Consider the following 19,129-nt stretch of genomic DNA (forward strand, 5'->3'; position numbering starts at 1 on the left):
ATAAAAAAGCAGAAATAACTGGCTATTTCTAGCGGATTATTTCTGCAGCAACTCATTATCTATTTTTTATTTTCAATTAATTTAAAGCTTGACCAAGGTTTCAAAAAGTCAAGGAGGAACAGTTCGTCATCTGAAATTCTTCCTACAACATTGACCCGTCCGTCATTTTTCATGTCCTTCAAGGCGATTTGTGTTTCTCCCTTATATTGACCATACCCATCATTATCAATCAGCACATCACCATGATGCATATCTCGCGTATTATGAGGTGGAAAATCTTTTTCTTTATAATATACACGAGTCATCGTCGAACGAAGGATATACTCTGAGCGATCTCCTCGATAACTGTGGAGGTTGTCAAATAAGCAGATTCGTTCGTTTTCTGTAATCCCTTCTTCCGTATCTACTTTCAATGTTGGATAATCTGCATTAAAAGCTTCTGCCATTTCTTTCAATTCTTCTTCGCTTGCATACGCATTTCCAATAGAAATATCATCAATCAGCCCTGTAAGGATCAAATGCTTCACTTGTGTAGCAATCTCAAGGTCTCGGTGGTCTTCTAGTGTGCACAAGCCATCTTGTGTAGGCCAAGGGCCAAACTCAGCGGATTGCGAATTGACGAACGCCATCGTATTCAAATTATATTTTCTAAATTTTTCTGAACAAAAAACAAAATGGTCGTAGCCTAAACCAGAATATCGATGAGGATAAAAATTATGAGAACCTAATAAATTATCCGTGTTTGGCGAATAACTCATGATGTTGTCAACATAATTCGTGCCCGAACTCATATTGATCTCGATTTTGATACCGAAAGGATTACGCGTCATTTTTGCTTCTTCTGCTCCGGTGAACCCGATATCTAAGCGAACTCCATAGGCACCCATCTTATGGAAAAAAGATAAGTCATCGTAAGAAATCTCCAACTGTTCAAATAACGCTGGATTGATATCCACCATTACTTCCATGCCTAGGCTATTCGCATAATCAACTACTTCTTTAAATTCTGAAAGAACTTTTTCTTTGTCGTCGTTGATTTGCAGTAAACTGGTAAAAACCCGTTTATACCCATACTTATGAGCTAAATCCAAGTACGCTTTGTCCTTTTCAAATGTTGATCGTTCTGGATAAATCGAGATTCCTAATTTTCCCATATTACCATTTCCTCCTGCATCTTTTCGTTTTTGTATCCACTTACATTATAGCAAAGACAAGACAAATGGTCTACACCTTTTCTTTTTCTTTTAAAATAAATGATAAATTCCAATAATTTAAGTAGGTATTTCTCCTCTATTTTGTTATCATTAAAGATAACAAAATAGTAAATTGGAAAGGAATAGTTATGAAGAAAAATAAAGTTATTTTAAGTATTAGTTTAGCTGCAGCATTATTGTTTGCTGGTTGTTCCGCAAAAAGTACGACTTCTCCTAGTTCATCCGCTGAAAGTTCAAAGAGTACATCCACTGCGGAAAGTACAACTGCCAGTAGTGTCGATTTGAATGCATTGGAATTGCCACAATTGACGAAAGATGTAGCTGAAAATGAAGATTTGGTCGAAATGGTGACAAATAAAGGCACAATCAAAATCAAATTATTCCCTGAATATGCACCTAAAGCAGTTGAAAACTTTATGACACACGCAAAAGATGGTTACTATAATGGCTTGACTTTTCACCGCGTCATCAAAGATTTCATGATCCAAGGCGGCGATCCTAAAGGCGATGGCACTGGAGGCGAAAGCATTTGGGGAGAAGGATTTGAGACAGAGATTAACAACCACCTTTACAATATAAGAGGTGCGTTATCTATGGCTCGCTCACAAGATCCTAATAGTAACGGCAGCCAGTTCTTTATCGTTCAAAATTCAGATGACATGCATGATGGTCTTTTAAAAGATGATTACCCTCAAGCGATTATCGATGCTTATAAAAACGGCGGTTATCCTTCCCTTGATGGTCAGTACACTGTCTTCGGTCAAGTGATTGAAGGAATGGATGTCGTGGATGCTATTGCAAATGTCGAAACAGATAGTTCAGACAAACCAAAAGAAGAAGTAAAAATTGATAAAATCAATATACTGCAAGAAGCAAAATAAACAGAACATAAAAATAACGTCTGAATCTAGCAAATATGACAAAATGTGCTAGATTCAGACGTCTTCTTTTTACATAAAAAAGCAGGTAAGCATCCTTCTATTTTTCTATAACAACTTTTTTATGATCAAGCATTTTGGTTGACGATGAACGTGAATTCACACTCACAGACTTTTTTATCATCTACATATGCTGCAGATAACGCTGTACCGACTGACCCCTTCATTTTGGTGATTTCAAAATGACATTTCAGTACATCTCCTGGAACAACTTTTTGACGGAATTTGGCCTTATTGATTCCACCTATATAAGCTCGTTTTCCTAGGAACTCTTCTGATTTTAGGATAAGAATCGAACCTGCTTGTGCCAGTGTTTCTAGGATCAACGCACCCGGCATCACTGGATTGTCAGGAAAGTGACCTTGGAAAAAATCTTCATTGATCGTTACATTTTTTGTCGCCACGATCTTTTTTCCTGGTTCTAATGTATCTACATAATCAATATAACAAATAGGATAACGATTAGGGATCAAGTCCATTACTTCAGTAGCAGATAATACGTAAGACATAACTAAACTCCTTCTTTCAGGCAATTGCCATTTTCATTACTTTGACTATCAAAGTATCATATTCCTAAATATTTAGCAATCTTTTTTTAATTTAAGAAAAAATAGTTTGACAATCAAAACATTTTGACTAATAATTAAGAAATCAAGAAGTTATTTTAGCTATTATTTTCTATTTTTTACGACTATCAAATTTTTATCAGAAACAAAGGAGAGTCATTATGTCATTTCTAGAAGGAAAAAAAATCGTCATCATGGGCGTCGCTAACAAAAAAAGCATTGCTTGGGGGTGCGCTGAAGCAATGTTGAAACAAGGGGCAGAGATTATCTATACTTACCAAAATGAACGAATGAAAAAATCATTAGTCAAATTGGTCGGCGAAGAAGCATTCACTGTAGAATGTGATGTTTCTAGCGACGAAAGCATCGAAAAAGCAATGAATGCCATCGGTGAATATGCTGGAGAGATCCACGGCCTTGTCCATGCAGTTGCTTACGCCAACAAAGAAGAATTGTCTGGAAATGTGTCTGATATTTCCAGAGACGGCTATCAATTAGCTCAAGATATCAGTAGCTACTCTTTGATTGCTGTATCAAAATACGCACAACCGTTTCTTGCACCAAATAGCGGAATCGTTAGCATGACTTATCTAGGTTCAGAGCGCGCAATCCCGAATTATAACATGATGGGTATCGCGAAAGCTTCTCTTGAAGCAGCTATCCGTTATTTGGCAGCTGAGTTTTCACCTAAAGGCATCCGAGTCAATGGTATTTCAGCTGGAGCAATCAAAACATTAGCTGTTACAGGGGTTAAAGACTATCAAAAACTTATCCAGTTATCTGAATCTCGTACGCCTGATCAGCAAGGTGTAACGATCGAAGAAGTCGGTAATGTTTGTGCTTTCTTGATTAGTCCTCTTTCCAGCGGAATCATCGGTGATATTATCTACGTTGACAAAGGTGTCCATCTTTCATAATCCTTTTGTTGCATTCTTTAAAGCAAAACATATAAAAATCAGGAAAAAACTTTTTAAAGTCTCTTCCTGATTTTTTCTTTTTTACGTTTTTTCAACTTATTACTTTGAAATTATTCCACGACTTCAATCCAGCCTTCTGGTGCTTCTATGTCCCCGAATTGAATACCTGTCAATTCATCATACAACCGCTTTGTTACTGGTCCTACTTCCGTTTCGCTATAAAATACATGCAGGTTGTTATTGTGATAAATCCCGCCGATTGGAGAAATAACAGCCGCTGTACCACATGCACCAGCTTCTGCAAATTGATCTAGATCATCAATGAAAATATCTCCTTCTATTGCTTGAAGTCCTAGTCGTTCTTCAGCTAATTGCAGCAAAGAATATTTCGTGATACTTGGTAAGATAGATGGCGATTGCGGGGTGATGAATTTTCCGTCTTTCGTAATCCCAAAGAAATTTGCTGCCCCTACTTCTTCGATTTTCGTGTGTGTGGCTGGATCAAGATAAACACAATCTGAGTAATCCAGTTCTTTCGCTTCTGTTCCTGGAAGTAAACTTGCTGCGTAATTTCCGCCGACTTTTGCTGCGCCAGTTCCCTTAGGAGCAGCACGATCGTAATCAGATACAATAAAGTTCGTTGGTTTTAGCCCACCTTTGAAATACGCTCCTACTGGCGTACAGAAGACGACAAATAAGTATTCTGGAGCAGGATGGACACCGATGTTTTCACCGACCCCAATCAGTAAAGGACGCAAGTATAATGTAGCGCCTGTTCCATACGGAGGCACGAAAGCTTCATTTGCTTTTACCACTTGCTTAACAGCATCAACGAACATTTTTTCAGGGACCATCGGCATCAGCAAGCGTCTAGCACTTTGATTCATCCGACGACTATTTTGTTCAGGTCGAAAGAGATTGACCTTCCCGTCTTTTCGACGATAAGCTTTTAGACCTTCAAAACATTGCTGACCATAATGAAGCGCTGGAGAGCCTTCATGAATCGTCAGGTAATTATCTTCTGTCAATTCCCCTTCTTCCCATTGTCCGTCTTTCCATTTGGCAATGAAACGCCAAGGAGTTTTGATATAAGAAAATCCTAAATTATTCCAATCGATTTGCATATATTTACCACCTTCGTTATTTTCTCCACATTTTATCATTATCCATATTGTTTGTCATTTTATTTTCAGCTTTTTTCCTTCATTATAGTTATTTTTGCTATTTCCTTTTTTGAAAACTTCTTGGTACAATACAGAAAGAATCAAATTTTAGAAAAGAGGATTTTATGTTTTCATTATTAGCAACTGCCGGTACGACAGACTCTTCTGGCGAGACATTGACAGATCAAGCTGTCAGCAAAGTAAATGCGTTTCAGCGGTTTTGGGACGGGATTGATTGGGACGCTATTTTGGCTGCCTTTATCCAAAAAAGTTTATATCTGGTTTTTTTGATCATCCTTTTTTGGATTCTTCACCGTGTGGGAAAATATCTGATTGATAAGTCTTTTAATCAGTATTCTAAAAAAGCCATTCTAAACGAGAGCCGCTTAAAGACTTTACATAGTCTTTTAAATACTATTTTTCATTATACCCTTGGTTTCTTCTTTATCTATGCAATTTTATCTGCTATCGGTGTACCGATCGGATCACTTTTGGCTGGTGCCGGAATTGCAGGTGTGGCGATCGGTCTTGGTGCCCAAGGGTTCATGAGTGATGTTATTACCGGATTTTTTATTATCATGGAACAACAGATGGATGTTGGAGACTACATCAAGTTAGCAAACTTAACGATTGAAGGAACCGTCGTATCTGTTGGTATCCGTACCCTTCAGCTAAAAGCAACGGATGGTACTGTCCATTTCATCCCGAATCGAAACATCACCACGATCAGCAATCTTTCTCGTGCAAATATGCAAGTACTTTTAGATATCCGGATCGTTCCTGAAGAAGGATATGACAAAATCTATGAGATCATTGATCGAGTAAATCATACATTAGCTGAAAAATACCAAGAAGAGCTTCAAACTGAACCTTCCATATTTGGTTTAGTGGATCTTGGTAATAGTAATTTTGCTATTCGTACGGTCTGCTACGCATTGAACGGAAAACAATATGCCTTAAAAGAAGAGTTTTTGAGCTCCTATGTCAAAGAATTGACAGCTTCTGGGTTCACGATTCCGAACAGTCCAATTGCTGTCGGAAAATAATTTGGTCAAACGATGCAACGGATCTCACTAAAAAGAGCGTGGGACAAAAGTAAAGAACACTTTTGTCCCACGCTCTAAACACGTATAAACGGCGGAAGTAGAAGCAAATCCTTCGGAAATAGCTGAAATTCACAAAAATTTGAAAAGCAATTTTCGTGAATTTCAGCTTATTCCTTGGAGTTAAACGCTTCTGTCCCAGCCTCTTTTTCAAGATAAAGTCAAAACTGGTACGCTTTTGTTTCTACTTATTTTTTGATTATCTTTCAGTTTCTCGTTCTTTAGCTCACAATATCGATTTGTTCTTTTAATTCTTCGATTTTTGGAGACAATATATTGCGACGTTCTAATTCATGCACCATGAAGTTTACGGCTTTAAGCAGCTCTTTCCTTGTGATGATTCCTTTGAAAACCCGTTCTTCTGTGACAACCGGTAAAAAAGGCGAATCAACTAACAAATGGAGTACTTCTTCTAGTTCCCAATTTTCATCAATCGTCGGAACATCCGTTTCTGTTACATCAGCAACTGTTAGTCCTTCTAAGGGATCCATGCTGATTGTTTGCAAGTCAATCATTTTATTGACCACATCTGATAAACTTACTAGTCCTACAAAGTGATCATCTTTTCCTAATACAGGAATTTTGGAATAACCGACCTTCGATAAGACAAGTAAACCATGGGATAATGGATGATGGTACATAACATTTGCCACATTTTCTGCAGGAATCAAAAACGTTTCCTGATTTTCCAGCAGCATTTCTCTTACTATAGGTCCAATCATCTGATGGCCTCCATTTCTATTTCATTCAACACTACTATTTTACCGAAACCGGATGCAAAATTCACAAAATAAAGCTTATTTTTATTAAAAATTAGAGTTTTTTTATTCAGCGCTCTCTCGAAAAAGAAAAGGCCAACTCTTCAACTGCCTGATGGGCACGGTTATAGTATTGAACAGAAATTTGGTCATCTAAACTTTCAATAAGAGCATATGATGGGATTTGGATCGGGCCTCTAGGTTGAGAAATGCTTCCAGGATTCAAAAATAGGATTTTCTGATCCATCTCACAGCCTATTTGATGGGTATGACCAAAAAACACCATATCGGCATTTGCAGCTCGAGCTTCGATTGCTAACTGTGTCAAACCAAATCGGACATTCGATAAATGACCATGAGTCATGAATACTGTATCCTGACCAGTTTGGATCACTTTTTTCTGTTCGAATCCTGGTCCATAATCACAATTACCTTGAACCACTTGGAATGTATCCCATAATGGGTCAGAAGCTTCTAATTCCGAATCACCACAATGGAAAAAGATATCCACTTCAGAATGATAGCGATCTACTAAGTCAACGAGGATATCTCTGTCCCCATGATTATCACTTACTACTAAATACCGCATCTATCTCTCTCCTTCCAGCCATTGTTTCCACTCGGCACTCAATTTTTTCATTGCTTGAGCCCGATGACTGATCTTGTTTTTTTCTTCGCTCGATAATTCTGCTGCTGTTTGTTTCTTACCTTCTGGGATAAATAAAGGATCATACCCAAAGCCGTTTTCGCCAGATGGTATACGTGCTACTCGACCGGGCCATTCCGCTTCTACTACAAGGCTATCTTTTTTTGGTGCCGCGAATACTAGTGTACAATGGAATTGTGCTGTTCTTTTTTCATCTGGTACATCTGTCAATTCATATAATAATTTGGCGTTATTCCCCGCATCACTTTTTTGTTCCCCTGCAAAACGTGCAGAATAGATTCCTGGCATACCGCCTAATGCATCCACTTTCAAACCTGAATCATCTGCTAAGACTGGTTGATCAAGTAATTGTGCAATCGTTTCTGCTTTTAATCGGGCATTTTCTTCAAATGTGCTGCCAGTTTCTTCTACATCTGGCAATTCAGGATAGTCAAGTAATGTTTTTACATGATATCCCGCTTCTTTGAACATATTTCGAAACTCTTCTGCTTTTCCTGGATTTCTTGTCGCAATGATGATTGTTTTTGTTTCTTCTATCCGCTCATTATCTTGAGCAAATTCTGTTAGCAAAGCATGTTTTTGCTCTTTGATCAAATCTTCAATCGCGTTTTTTCCAAAAAAGAGCATTTCATTCAACTGTTCTCCATCAAACGTTGCTTCTTCTCCAGTTCCTTGAATCTCCACGAATTTTCCTGATTCTGTCATCACGAGATTCATATCTACAAGTGCTGCGGAATCTTCTTGATAGTCCAAATCTGTCACGCAAGTCCCATCCGGCAAGATCCCTACGCTAACTGCAGCAAGATGCTCTTTAATTGGATCTTCTGACAATTCCTTTTCTCTTAAAAGCTTTTCAATTGCTAGTCTCAACGCGACGAATGCCCCAGTGATGCTAGCTGTTCTAGTTCCGCCATCCGCTTGGATCACATCGCAGTCTATGATGATACTACGCTCTCCCAGCTTTTCCAAGTCTATTACTGCACGCAAGGAGCGACCAATAAGACGCTGGATTTCCATTGTTCTACCAGAAAGTTTCCCTTTGCTGCTTTCTCTACGATTTCTCGTACTCGTTGCTCGAGGTAGCATACTGTATTCAGCAGTTACCCACCCTGTTCCTGTTTCTCTCAAAAAGGGCGGTACAGAATCCTCTACTGTTGCAGAACAAATAACTGTTGTATCACCAAAACGGATCACAACCGATCCCTCTGGATATTTGAAAACATTTGTTTGAAGCTCCAGTTTACGAAGCTCTTGGGCTTTTCTCCCGTCATGACGCATCCTTATTTCCTCCTAATTCAATATGATCTACATTTAGGTGTCCGATTCCAAGCCAGTCTTCGGCTATTTCTTGGAAAAGTTTAGCAGATCCTGTTGTATAAAACTGACATAATGTCCGTCCATTTTGCGGTGAATTGCTCAAATTGAAATAATCGAGTAGCATAGATACTTCACCTACTGTTTCTGCTCCAGAATCGATCAGTTGAACATTTTCACCCACTACATTTTGAATGATGGGGCGTAATAATGGATAATGGGTGCATCCCAAAATCAATGTATCGATTTTTTTAGTCGTTAACGGAGCTAATGTTTCTGCCACGATTTTTTTTGCCACAGATGAATGGTATTCATTACTTTCGACAACTGAAACAAATTTGGGACAAGCAAGACTTGTCACAGTCAATTCTGGCACTTTCTCTTTCAATGCTTTTTCATAAGCTTGACTTTTTACCGTACCAATCGTACCGATAATGCCAACTTGTTTATTTTGTGTTTTTTTTACTGCCGCTCTTGTACCGGGAAGGATCACACCGATGACTGGAATAGAAAGAGCAGCTTTGATTTCTTCTAAAGCAACCGCAGTTGCGGTATTGCAAGCAATCACTAGCATCTTGATTCCTTGCTCCACCAGATAATCCGTCATTTCCCAAGTATACTGGATTACCTGTTCCGCGGGTCTAGGGCCATATGGGCAGCGTGCTGTGTCTCCTACAAATAAAATATTTTCATTCGGTAATTGTTTCAGGGCTTCTTTTACTACAGTCAAGCCGCCGACACCTGAATCAATAAATCCGATAGGGCGATTATCTGTCAATCGTATCATCCTTTTTTTCAATAAATTCTATCCTCCCTATTGTGTACTTTTTAGCGTGAATTTTCAAGTGCTCTCACTTGCTTAAAACAATCAAACTCTCTTTTTTTCGAATGGAAAGAGGAAAAGCGGTTGTGACTTTAGTCTGCCACAACCGCTAAAAGAATCATCTATTAATAACTGTACCGTCTCTTTTCCAAGTAACCGGAAAGCAGAGAAAGCGCGTAACACACCACGAAATACATAAGTGTCATGATGATGAACATCGGAAGCACATAATTGGTATTCTGTCCATAAATAATACGTGCTTGATGAGAAAGTTCAGGTAAAGAAATGATTACTGCTAATGAAGTATCTTTGATCAGTGAAATCAATTGGCTCACAATTGCCGGAATCATTGATTTGAATGCTTGCGGCAAGACGATCGTCCGCATCGTTTCTACATAAGTCAGTCCTGTTGACAATCCTGCCTCCATCTGCCCTTTCGGAACAGCATTAAGTCCTGCTCGGAAAATCTCCGACAGCATAGCTGATTCAAAGATCGTCAATGCTGCAACAGCGGACCAGAAGATGTTCATCTGAATACCAATCTGAGGCAAGGCAAAATAAGTGAAGAAAATGATCAATAATAATGGAAGATTTCGTATGATATCGATCACAATACCAAGGATTTTGGACAAGAAAGGGATGTTCGCAAAACGAATCACACCTGCCAGACCACCAATCAAGAAACTGAAAATGATCGAAAACAATGAAACTTCAACAGTAACCTTTAATCCTTCCAATAAAAAACGGACATTCATCCATGAAAAAGCGCCGCTAAAATCCATGTATTTCCCCTCCTTCTATGAACGAACCGCCCATTTTTTCTCAAGATAAACCATTAAGTAAGATAACGGCAGCGTAATAACTAAGTAAAATAACCCAACGATGATATACGTATCGAAGGTATTGAATGTTTCACTGGCGATCAAGTCTCCTTGATACATCAAATCCAAACCAGCTACGATTGCTAAAATAGACGAGTTTTTCACAAGATTAATAAATTGGTTGCCTAATGGCGGAATAACGATTTTGAATGCTTGCGGCAAAACAATATAACGCATAATTTCTGAATAGGTAAATCCAGAAGACAATCCTGCTTCTGTTTGGCCTTTTGGTACGGTTTGAATCCCTGAACGTACCGTTTCAGCAATAAAAGCGGATGTATAGATAGTCAATCCAATCGTCCCAGCTTGAAATCCGTCTAGATTAAACCAATAAATCGGTACGACAACATAAAAAAACATCACGATAATCAATAATGGAATGTTTCTAAAAAATTCTACATATGCCTTTGCTAAGGCACTCACTATTTTATTCTTTGATAATTGGAAGATTGCCATCAACGTTCCGATAATCAAACTAAACACAAGTGCTAAGACACTCGAAAACAATGTGATCTTGAACCCGTCGACAAAGATTGGTCCATAAGTCTGTATCAATTCGCTCATTGCCTCTCCCCCTTACTCTACTTTTCCTTCAGTTTCATTTGGAAACCATTTTTGATAGATTTTATCGTATGTGCCATCTGCATGCATTTCCTCTAGCGCCTGGTTAACAGCTTTCAAGAAGTTTTCTTGTCCTTTGTTGATTGCAATTCCATAAGGTTCATTAGTAAACGTTCCGCCGACTAATTCGTACTCTGGATTTTCATCTGCAATCCCTAACAAGATCGCATTATCCGTAGTCATCGCATCTCCCTGGCCAGATTGTAAGGCAGTAAATGCTTCTGCATAATTTTCCAATTCCAGAATGTTTGCATCTGGTGCATGCTGTCGGATATTCGCAGCCGACGTAGAACCTTTGACTGCTAGAACTGTTGTAGAAGCATTCAAATCATCTACACTTTTGATTCGGCTTCCCTTCTTTACCAACAAAGCTTGGCCAGCATCGAAATAGACATCTGAAAAATCGACTTGTTTTTTTCGTTCATCTGTGATCGTCATCGTCGCAATGATTGCATCGATGTTTCCGTTTTTCAATAACGGGATCCGCGTTTTAGAAGTGACTTCAACAAATTCCGCTTTTCCATTTTCACCAAGGATCTTTTCAGTGATAGCTTTTGCAATATCTACATCAAATCCTTGTACGGTTCTGCTCTCAATATCCATCATTCCAAATAATCGAGTATCATATTTGACACCCCAGATGATTTCATTGGTAGATTTGCTTCGCTCTAAAATATCTTCATTTGCCAACCCATTTCCTTTACATCCGGCTAGTGCAAGAAAAGCAATGCCTAAAAGGAAAATCAGGCGTATCTTTTTAAACCTGCGCATCTTTTTCCTCCTATCAATGATTGATAACTTTACTGATAAATTGCTGTGCTCGGACTTCATTTGGATTTTCGAAAAAGTCTCTCACATTTCTGCTATCTTCCAATACTTCTCCGTCAGCCATGAAGATGACACGATCCGCAACTTCTTTGGCAAAGCCCATTTCATGCGTCACGACAATCATTGACATACCATCATGCGCCAATTTTTTCATGACGTCCAATACATCACCAATCATTTCCGGATCCAAAGCAGAAGTAGGTTCATCAAACAGGAGCATCTCAGGATTCATCGCTAAACCTCTGGCGATTGCCACCCGTTGCTGTTGTCCACCGGATAACATGGAAGGATAAGAATCTTTCTTATCTAACATATTGACAGTTTTCAGAAATTTCTCCGCGTTTTTGATTGCAGTTGCCTGGTCTTGCTTTAACACTTTGATTGGTGCTAATGTAATATTTTCCAGAACGGTTTTATTAGGATACAAATTGAAATGCTGGAAAACCATGCCGATATTCTTTCGGACTTCTGTCAATTTTGTCCTTTTATCATGCAAGTCAGCATCATTAATTAGTAGCTTACCTGAAGAAATCATCTCTAATCCATTGATACAGCGAAGCATCGTGCTCTTTCCTGAACCAGAAGGACCAATGACAACGACAACTTCTCCTTTCTCGAATTCGAGATTGATATTTTTTAATGCGTGGAACTTGCCATAATATTTATCCACGTGATCAAATTTAATCATTGCCATAGAATTACACTCCCATTATTATTTAGTAAGATTTCTTTTAAAGATGTATAATAAAATACATTATATCTGATAGTTTAGTAATTTGTAAAGTTTCTTAGAACGTTTATTCTCGCATAAATATTTCTTTCATTTCTAATCTATTAGTTATTTTATCCTCTTTCCTTGTTTTTTCCTTAGGAACTGTTGTTTCTTGTCAGGAAAAACGGTAAGATATTAAGTGCTCAGACTTACAAATCGTAAAGAGGTGTCTTTTTTGAAAAATATTATTTTAACGGGAGATCGACCAACTGGGAAGCTGCATTTAGGGCATTACGTCGGTTCTCTAAAAACCCGAGTGGCTATGCAAGCAGATGAAGACAACCAACTGTTTGTCATGATTGCTGACATGCAAGCACTGACCGATAATGCTAAAAATCCTGAGAAGGTTTCATCCAATGTCTTGCAAGTTGCTTTAGACTATTTAGCCGTGGGATTAGATCCTGCAAAATCTACTTTATTTATCCAATCACAAATTCCGGAATTAGCTGAGTTAACCATGTATTATTTGAACTTGGTCAGCGTAGGACGCGTTCGTCGCAATCCGACTGTCAAAACAGAAATCGAACAAAAGAAATTCGGTGAAAGCGTGCCTACAGGATTTTTTATCTATCCTGTTTCTCAAGCAGCAGATATCACTGCATTCAAAGCGAATCTCGTTCCTGTTGGCGAGGATCAAAAACCAATGCTAGAGCAGACACAGGAAATTGTACAAAGCTTCAATCATACATATGGTGAAGTCTTGGTGGAACCAAAAGGCGTATTCCCACCAAAAGGAATGGGTAGATTACCTGGAATCGATGGAAATGGCAAAATGAGTAAATCGTTAGGAAACGGTATTTATATCTCCGATCCTGCCGATGTCTTAAAGAAAAAAGTCATGAGTATGTATACTGATCCAAACCACATCCATGTACAAGACCCTGGACAAGTAGAAGGGAATATGGTCTTCACCTACTTGGATGTATTCGGAACAGATAAAGAAGCAATTGAAGAAATGAAAGCTCATTACCGCCGCGGCGGACTTGGTGATGTAAAGATCAAACGATACCTCATTGATGTATTGGAAGCTGAATTTGCACCGATCCGCGCGCGCCGAGAAGAATTGGAAAAAGATCCTTCAGCTGTTATGGAAATCTTACGTAAAGGTAGTGAAGAAGCTGCTAAAGTAGCTGCACAAACACTTTCTGAAGTAAAATCAGCAATGGGGATCAATTACTTCCATTAATACACCGGTGAATCCATCTTAGTGACATCATTACCAAACTCAAAAAACCGAACAATAGTTGAGTAGCTGCTTACTTGCATGCGTACGCTCTCTATCGTTCGGTTTTTTGATGTTCAAAATCAGAATCAGAGACTTTCACTTTAGTTGAAATAATTGGCCAGTTCTTAGTCCGTGACGACTTGTTTGTCGATCACTTGAGTGGTTTCTTCAAGAAGTGTCGTATACTGCTTTTCACAGTTGATCAGTTTTTTCAATGCATCTTCGTATTCATTGATCGGCTGAGTGGCGACCACAGCTTCAGTGACATTCCCTTTTTCAAGTGCGGATATTTTGTTCAACTGTCGTCAAAGAAGGGCCAAAAGCTGTGTCCCCCTCATTTTTATTGGTAGTTTTTTATAGATTTTCTACTATTTCTTTTCTTACTAAATAGTTCCTTTATTCTCCATATTTAATGAAGTGTTTAAGATATTTATATAAGGTAAACAAAGAATATACTATCGCTATTACAATTACTGGAATGATTAAAAATCTAGTTTGAATATCAAAAAACATTAAAATATAAACGATTAGTAAAAAGCCTCCTACAAAAAAAGCAATAGATGAAGCTCCTAATGCACCTTTTTTTGAACTTCAATCGGTTTATCTTTAAAAGTATTCCCAGCAACTATTCCATACCATTTGCCTCTTCTAAGTTGAATACCAACGATTATTAATAAAAGACCAAGAACAACTAACATGAACACCACTACCACCTCCTTTAATCTCTGAAGTAGCCATGTGCAAAACGTCTGAAATTCAATTAATGATACACTAAGAAAAAATGGTTGGGATTACCACCTCGGTCATTTTTCCATATTCAGCAGATTAAATGTCATGATTTCTTATCCAATAAACCTCTTATTAGTATATAGCCAAAACTGTTCTTTGAAAATTAGCGATAAAAATAATGATTTTCCTGTTCATTTAAAATCTAATTACTTGTGTAATAAAACTCTCCCTTTTCAATTTCATCTTCTCTTTTTTTCATACTTACATAGCCGTGTTATTGATAGTCTTTCACTGTGAATACGACGGCTCGATAACTACCTATTTTTCTGATTTTAGAAATTTATGGAATCTACCTGAAAAATAAAAAAGAGCAGAACCGAAGATGGATCTGCTCAAGTATCTACTCTATATAAAGAGTTTTTAAAAAAACATTTTCAAAAGCATGGACGACTGATAACTATTTTGCTTCTAACTTTTAACGAATACTTGCTCCAAGCGTTTCTGTCAAAGCTTTTGTTACCTTATCCATTGCTTTATTGATTTCTTCATCTGTCAATGTTGCTTCAGGATTGACGAATGTCAGGCTATAAGCCATGGATTTATGTCCTTTTTCGATGTTTTCTCCTTGATAGACATCAAATAATTGGATATCTGTTAAAAATCTTCCGGCAGCAGAATCGATAACTTCTGTTAATTCCTGATTTGTCACAGTTTCTTTTACAAGCAAAGCGATATCCCGGCTGACTGCTGGGAATTTTGTCACTGCTTCAAAAACGATTCCTTTTTGAGCAGCTTCCACTACAGCAGATAAATCAAACTCAGCTACATATGTTTCTGGAATATCATAACTTTTGGCAATTGTCGGATGCACTTGACCGACAAAACCGATAAATTGTTCGCCAAGGTAAATCGCAGCAGTTCTTCCAGGATGCATTTCTTTTATTTCTGTCACTGTTTGATAATGGATATCTTCATGGATACCTAGTTGTTCAAATAAGTTTTCTAAAAGACCTTTGATGGTGAAAAAGTCTACGTTTTGTGCTTTCGTCTGCCAATCTTTTTCTTCCCAAACACCAGAAATAGCGATTGCTGCATGTTTTACTTCTTGTGGCAGATGTGCGCGCGGATCATTTTCTTGGAAGAATACCCGACCGATTTCATATAAAGCAATCTCTGTATTTTTTCGAGCAGTGTTATAACTGATATCATCTAATAGTCCGCTGATCAAATTCATTCGTAATACAGAACGTTCTTCGCTCATTGGCCAGTCCAAACGTGTAATATTACTTTCTTTTATAACAAACTGTCTTGATTTTTCTTCTGTTGTCAATGCATAACTGATTGCTTCGCTCAATCCGCTTCCTTCAAAGATTGTACGAATTTTACGAGTAGTTTCTTGTTCTTTTGACAAGCTTCCAGCAACCGTTTCTCCACTTGGAAGTGTAGATGGCAACTGGTCGTATCCATAAATACGAGCAACTTCTTCGATAATGTCTGCTTCGATTTGGATATCCCAGCGTCTTGGTGGTACGACTACGGAATAAACATGATCCTTTTCTTCATAGCCAAATCCAAGTGCTTCAAAAATCTCATTTACTTCTTTAACGACAAGAGATGTTCCTAAATATTGATTGATGCGTTCAAGTGAAATCTTCACTGATACGTCTTCTGCTTTGATCTCTGAACCTTTGACCGCGCCTTGTAGAACTTCCCCACCTGCAAGAGAAACGATCATTGCTGCAGCAACCTCACTGGCTTCTCCAACAGTTGCATGGTTGATCCCTTTTTCAAAGCGTGCAGAAGATTCGCTACGCAAATTAAATTGTTTTGCTGTACGACGGATCGAAATTGGATCAAACAAAGCAGATTCCAGTGCCACTGTTGTTGTTTCATTCGTGATCTCTGAATCTAATCCACCCATGACACCAGCTAAAGCAACTGGTTCTTTGCCATTAGTGATGACAAGATTGTCAGTTGTCAATTTCCGAGATTCTCCATCTAACGTGACTAATGTCTCATTTTCTTTTGCATGTCGGACAAGGATCTCGTTTGATTTCAATTTGTCGTAGTCAAATGCATGTAGTGGTTGTCCGAATAAAAGCAAAATATAGTTCGTCACATCTACTACATTGTTGATTGGGCGGATGCCTTCATTCATCAAAAGATTTTGCAGCCATTGAGGACTTGGTTGGATTCTTACTCCTTCAATGATGCGGATTTGATAGGCAGGAACGACTTCTTTATCTTCAACTGTCACTTGGATCTTATCGCTAGCAAGTTGTGATGATTCTACTAATTTCTCGTCATCGAATGTAGGCGTCTGACGATAGATTGCTCCAACTTCATAAGCTACGCCACGCATTGACAATGCATCTGCACGATTTGGTGTGATAGACAATTCAATGATCGAATCATCCATATCTAAATAAGAAAAAACTGGATCGCCATTTACAGCTTCTTGTGGCATATAATAGATACCCTCAGCGTATTCTTTCGGTATAACACTGTCTGAATAGCCAATTTCTTGTAACGAGCAAATCATGCCATTTGATACTTGACCACGCATTTTCCCTTTTTTGATCTTCACATTTCCAGCAATCCGTGAGTTAGGAAGCGCAACAATCACTTTGATTCCGACCTTCACATTAGGCGCTCCACAAACGATTTGAGACAGTTCGTCTTCGCCAATATCGACTTGACAAATAGAAAGGTGATCGGAATCTGGATGTGGTACACATTCCTTGACTTCACCGACAACGATTTTTTTCAAGCCTTCTTCTGGAACCGTGATTCCCTCGACTTCGATTCCTGTTACAGACATTTTATCCGCTAATTCTTTTGGTGTTACATTCGATAAATCCAAATAACGATTAAGCCATTTATATGAAACTAACATCTTCTTACTCCCCCTTGAACTGACTTAAGAAACGTAAGTCATTTTGATAGAAATTACGGATATCATTCACTCCATACCGCAACATAGCTACGCGGTCTGGTCCAAGGCCGAAAGCAAAGCCTGAATATTCTTCTGGATCGATTCCTGACATCTTCAACACATTCGGGTGCACCATGCCAGCTCCTAAAATCTCGATCCATCCAGTGTATTTACATACGTTACAACCGGCACCACCACATTTGAAACAACTGACATCTACTTCTACTGATGGCTCCGTAAATGGGAAATAACTTGGACGCAAACGGATTTCACGATCTTCCCCAAACATTTTTTTCATTACGACTTCTAATGTTCCTTTAAGATCGCCCATCGTGATGTTTTTATCAACAACTAGCCCTTCAATTTGATGGAACTGATGGCTGTGGGTCGCATCATCTGTATCTCTGCGGAAAACTTTTCCAGGCGAGATCATTCGTAGAGCACCCTTAGAGAAATCATGCTTTTCCATTGTCCGTGCTTGGACTGGTGAAGTATGTGTCCGAATCAATATCTCGTCTGAAATATAGAAAGTATCTTGCATGTCCCTTGCCGGATGGTCTTTTGGCAGGTTCATCCGTTCGAAATTGTAATGGTCAGACTCTACTTCGTAACCTTCCACGATCTGATACCCCATACCTACAAAAATATCTTCAATTTCTTCCATGATTTGTGTCACGATATGACGTGTACCATGCTTTACTTTTCTACCAGGCAATGTCACGTCTACTGTTTCTTTTGCCAAAGCCGCATTTAACGCTTCTTCTTCTAACACTTGTTTTTTTCGCTCTATTTCTTCTGTCAAAAGGTCTCGGATCTCATTTGCGAAACTTCCGACTTTTGGACGTTCTTCTGGACTTAGATCTTTCATCCCACGCAATACTTCTGTGATCGGTCCTTTTTTTCCTAACGTTTCAACACGTATTTGATTTAATTCTTTTAAATCTTGTGCCGCCGTGATTTTGACGATTGTTTCTTCTTTCAAGCTCTCTAATTGTGCTTGTAAAGACATGTGCTTGTTCCTCCTTTAAATTCCAAATACAAAACAAAAAGACCTCATTCCTGTTAAGGAACGAGGTCTTCGCGTTACCATCCTAATTTGCGATAAATAAACTTACATCGCACTCTTACTTCGTTAACGACAGTTGCCGGTCTGATAATGATCAGACGAACTCGGAAAGTGAACTTCATTTTTCAAACACAGGACCTGTTTTCAGTCTGTGACAGATCTCCCTGAACTGGTTTAGCCAAACTACTCTTTTTCGTCATCGTTCTTTTACTTATTCGTATGGACTATAGTTTACAAGATTTTTTTTACAAAATCAACCGCATTCTTCCTCTGTGACCCATTTTTCGCTCCAAACTTGTATTTGACGCATTGCTTTTTGCAAGTCTGCTCCTTTTTCAGTCAAGAGATATTCTGAACGGCTTTTTTCACTACAGGCAATGTTTCGAGTGACTATTCCTTCTTTTTCCAATTCCTTCAAGCGTTCGACCAATACCCGATCACTAACCATCGGGATTTTTGCCGCAAGCTCGACAAAGCGTTGCGGACCATTTTCGAGTAGTACATCGATAATCAATCCGTTCCATTTTTTTCCTAAAATAGAGAACGTTTTTTCAAATTTAGGACACAAAACGAATTCTGTCTGTGTTAGCTCCATCATACTCACCTCTT

20 protein-coding genes and 1 other annotated feature are annotated in these 19,129 nt (G+C 38.5%); of the genes, 4 read left to right on the forward strand and 16 right to left on the reverse strand.

The window, feature by feature from the left end:
• Positions 1–59: 59 nt before the first annotated feature.
• The gene (locus AC1F25_RS04670) at positions 60–1,154 is read right to left on the reverse strand and encodes a DUF871 domain-containing protein (protein WP_002309391.1); all 1,095 of its coding nucleotides are present in this window, start codon (positions 1,152–1,154) and stop codon (positions 60–62) included.
• Between the two features lie 188 nt (positions 1,155–1,342).
• Between AC1F25_RS04670 and AC1F25_RS04675 the strand changes: the two genes are divergently transcribed.
• Entirely contained in the window at positions 1,343–2,095 is a 753-nt protein-coding gene (locus AC1F25_RS04675; protein WP_151668930.1) for a peptidylprolyl isomerase, read from the forward strand.
• A gap of 125 nt (positions 2,096–2,220) precedes the next feature.
• On the opposite strand, the gene fabZ is transcribed toward AC1F25_RS04675, so the two are convergent.
• Entirely contained in the window at positions 2,221–2,661 is a 441-nt protein-coding gene (gene fabZ, locus AC1F25_RS04680) for a 3-hydroxyacyl-ACP dehydratase FabZ (RefSeq protein ID WP_002309395.1), read from the reverse strand.
• A 218-nt stretch (positions 2,662–2,879) separates the two neighbouring features.
• Between fabZ and fabI the strand changes: the two genes are divergently transcribed.
• Positions 2,880–3,635 (forward strand): enoyl-ACP reductase FabI, encoded by a 756-nt coding sequence (fabI, locus tag AC1F25_RS04685; RefSeq protein ID WP_002309397.1) that lies wholly within the window; start codon positions 2,880–2,882, stop codon positions 3,633–3,635.
• A gap of 110 nt (positions 3,636–3,745) precedes the next feature.
• On the opposite strand, the gene AC1F25_RS04690 is transcribed toward fabI, so the two are convergent.
• Positions 3,746–4,798: a branched-chain amino acid aminotransferase gene (locus AC1F25_RS04690; RefSeq protein WP_002316226.1), complete on the reverse strand. Its 1,053-nt coding sequence runs from the start codon at positions 4,796–4,798 to the stop codon at positions 3,746–3,748.
• A 125-nt stretch (positions 4,799–4,923) separates the two neighbouring features.
• Here AC1F25_RS04690 and AC1F25_RS04695 point away from each other — a divergent pair, with 125 nt between their 5' ends.
• The gene (locus tag AC1F25_RS04695; protein WP_002313813.1) at positions 4,924–5,844 is read left to right on the forward strand and encodes a mechanosensitive ion channel family protein; all 921 of its coding nucleotides are present in this window, start codon (positions 4,924–4,926) and stop codon (positions 5,842–5,844) included.
• 278 nt (positions 5,845–6,122) lie between these two features.
• Here the strand turns inward: AC1F25_RS04695 and cbpB are convergent, their stop codons facing one another.
• The 8 genes from cbpB to AC1F25_RS04735 form a co-directional block, all read right to left on the reverse strand.
• Positions 6,123–6,623, reverse strand: a complete 501-nt coding sequence (gene cbpB, locus AC1F25_RS04700) for a cyclic-di-AMP-binding protein CbpB (protein ID WP_002309404.1) — start codon at positions 6,621–6,623, stop codon at positions 6,123–6,125.
• A gap of 106 nt (positions 6,624–6,729) precedes the next feature.
• A complete protein-coding gene (locus AC1F25_RS04705) occupies positions 6,730–7,248 on the reverse strand; it encodes a metallophosphoesterase (RefSeq protein WP_151668929.1) in 519 nt (172 codons plus the stop codon).
• Positions 7,249–8,604, reverse strand: a complete 1,356-nt coding sequence (rph, locus tag AC1F25_RS04710; protein WP_002309406.1) for a ribonuclease PH — start codon at positions 8,602–8,604, stop codon at positions 7,249–7,251.
• Entirely contained in the window at positions 8,594–9,427 is an 834-nt protein-coding gene (racE, locus tag AC1F25_RS04715) for a glutamate racemase (RefSeq protein ID WP_002316225.1), read from the reverse strand. Before racE ends, rph begins: the two co-directional genes overlap by 11 nt.
• A gap of 161 nt (positions 9,428–9,588) precedes the next feature.
• Positions 9,589–10,245, reverse strand: coding sequence for an amino acid ABC transporter permease (locus AC1F25_RS04720; RefSeq protein ID WP_002309409.1), 657 nt, complete (start codon positions 10,243–10,245; stop codon positions 9,589–9,591).
• A gap of 15 nt (positions 10,246–10,260) precedes the next feature.
• Entirely contained in the window at positions 10,261–10,908 is a 648-nt protein-coding gene (locus tag AC1F25_RS04725) for an amino acid ABC transporter permease (protein WP_002344190.1), read from the reverse strand.
• Positions 10,909–10,920: 12 nt separating this feature from the next.
• Positions 10,921–11,736: a transporter substrate-binding domain-containing protein gene (locus AC1F25_RS04730; protein WP_002313815.1), complete on the reverse strand. Its 816-nt coding sequence runs from the start codon at positions 11,734–11,736 to the stop codon at positions 10,921–10,923.
• A gap of 13 nt (positions 11,737–11,749) precedes the next feature.
• On the reverse strand, positions 11,750–12,487 hold the full coding sequence (locus AC1F25_RS04735; protein WP_479994297.1) for an amino acid ABC transporter ATP-binding protein: 738 nt from the start codon (positions 12,485–12,487) through the stop codon (positions 11,750–11,752).
• A gap of 253 nt (positions 12,488–12,740) precedes the next feature.
• Between AC1F25_RS04735 and trpS the strand changes: the two genes are divergently transcribed.
• Positions 12,741–13,751, forward strand: coding sequence for a tryptophan--tRNA ligase (trpS, locus tag AC1F25_RS04740; protein ID WP_002309414.1), 1,011 nt, complete (start codon positions 12,741–12,743; stop codon positions 13,749–13,751).
• Between the two features lie 164 nt (positions 13,752–13,915).
• Here the strand turns inward: trpS and AC1F25_RS04745 are convergent, their stop codons facing one another.
• The 5 genes from AC1F25_RS04745 to AC1F25_RS04765 all read right to left on the reverse strand — a co-directional run bounded on the left by AC1F25_RS04745 (position 13,916) and on the right by AC1F25_RS04765 (position 19,115).
• Positions 13,916–14,089, reverse strand: a complete 174-nt coding sequence (locus tag AC1F25_RS04745) for a hypothetical protein (protein ID WP_002309415.1) — start codon at positions 14,087–14,089, stop codon at positions 13,916–13,918.
• A 270-nt stretch (positions 14,090–14,359) separates the two neighbouring features.
• Positions 14,360–14,494, reverse strand: coding sequence for a hypothetical protein (locus AC1F25_RS04750; protein WP_002292952.1), 135 nt, complete (start codon positions 14,492–14,494; stop codon positions 14,360–14,362).
• A gap of 500 nt (positions 14,495–14,994) precedes the next feature.
• Positions 14,995–17,415 (reverse strand): phenylalanine--tRNA ligase subunit beta, encoded by a 2,421-nt coding sequence (gene pheT, locus AC1F25_RS04755; protein WP_002309416.1) that lies wholly within the window; start codon positions 17,413–17,415, stop codon positions 14,995–14,997.
• A 4-nt stretch (positions 17,416–17,419) separates the two neighbouring features.
• Positions 17,420–18,463 (reverse strand): phenylalanine--tRNA ligase subunit alpha, encoded by a 1,044-nt coding sequence (gene pheS, locus AC1F25_RS04760; RefSeq protein ID WP_002292949.1) that lies wholly within the window; start codon positions 18,461–18,463, stop codon positions 17,420–17,422.
• A gap of 53 nt (positions 18,464–18,516) precedes the next feature.
• Positions 18,517–18,729: a binding site (T-box leader), on the reverse strand.
• A 44-nt stretch (positions 18,730–18,773) separates the two neighbouring features.
• The gene (locus AC1F25_RS04765) at positions 18,774–19,115 is read right to left on the reverse strand and encodes a winged helix-turn-helix transcriptional regulator (protein WP_002292948.1); all 342 of its coding nucleotides are present in this window, start codon (positions 19,113–19,115) and stop codon (positions 18,774–18,776) included.
• Between the last annotated feature and the right edge of the window lie 14 nt (positions 19,116–19,129).

It is taken from the genome of Enterococcus sp. M-BR2 (assembly GCF_056612775.1).

Bases quoted from the DNA above. Each gene is read 5' to 3' on its own strand.
- AC1F25_RS04725 (WP_002344190.1), bottom strand. From the start codon at position 10,908: ATGAGCGAATTGATACAGACTTATGGACCAATCTTTGTCGACGGGTTC.
- racE (WP_002316225.1), bottom strand. From the start codon at position 9,427: ATGATACGATTGACAGATAATCGCCCTATCGGATTTATTGATTCAGGT.
- AC1F25_RS04765 (WP_002292948.1), bottom strand. From the start codon at position 19,115: ATGGAGCTAACACAGACAGAATTCGTTTTGTGTCCTAAATTTGAAAAA.
- AC1F25_RS04730 (WP_002313815.1), bottom strand. From the start codon at position 11,736: ATGCGCAGGTTTAAAAAGATACGCCTGATTTTCCTTTTAGGCATTGCT.
- AC1F25_RS04675 (WP_151668930.1), top strand. From the start codon at position 1,343: ATGAAGAAAAATAAAGTTATTTTAAGTATTAGTTTAGCTGCAGCATTA.
- pheS (WP_002292949.1), bottom strand. From the start codon at position 18,463: ATGTCTTTACAAGCACAATTAGAGAGCTTGAAAGAAGAAACAATCGTC.
- AC1F25_RS04720 (WP_002309409.1), bottom strand. From the start codon at position 10,245: ATGGATTTTAGCGGCGCTTTTTCATGGATGAATGTCCGTTTTTTATTG.
- AC1F25_RS04670 (WP_002309391.1), bottom strand. From the start codon at position 1,154: ATGGGAAAATTAGGAATCTCGATTTATCCAGAACGATCAACATTTGAA.
- rph (WP_002309406.1), bottom strand. From the start codon at position 8,604: ATGCGTCATGACGGGAGAAAAGCCCAAGAGCTTCGTAAACTGGAGCTT.
- fabZ (WP_002309395.1), bottom strand. From the start codon at position 2,661: ATGTCTTACGTATTATCTGCTACTGAAGTAATGGACTTGATCCCTAAT.
- fabI (WP_002309397.1), top strand. From the start codon at position 2,880: ATGTCATTTCTAGAAGGAAAAAAAATCGTCATCATGGGCGTCGCTAAC.
- cbpB (WP_002309404.1), bottom strand. From the start codon at position 6,623: ATGATTGGACCTATAGTAAGAGAAATGCTGCTGGAAAATCAGGAAACG.
- AC1F25_RS04735 (WP_479994297.1), bottom strand. From the start codon at position 12,487: ATGGCAATGATTAAATTTGATCACGTGGATAAATATTATGGCAAGTTC.
- AC1F25_RS04695 (WP_002313813.1), top strand. From the start codon at position 4,924: ATGTTTTCATTATTAGCAACTGCCGGTACGACAGACTCTTCTGGCGAG.
- pheT (WP_002309416.1), bottom strand. From the start codon at position 17,415: ATGTTAGTTTCATATAAATGGCTTAATCGTTATTTGGATTTATCGAAT.
- AC1F25_RS04690 (WP_002316226.1), bottom strand. From the start codon at position 4,798: ATGATAAAATGTGGAGAAAATAACGAAGGTGGTAAATATATGCAAATC.
- AC1F25_RS04705 (WP_151668929.1), bottom strand. From the start codon at position 7,248: ATGCGGTATTTAGTAGTAAGTGATAATCATGGGGACAGAGATATCCTC.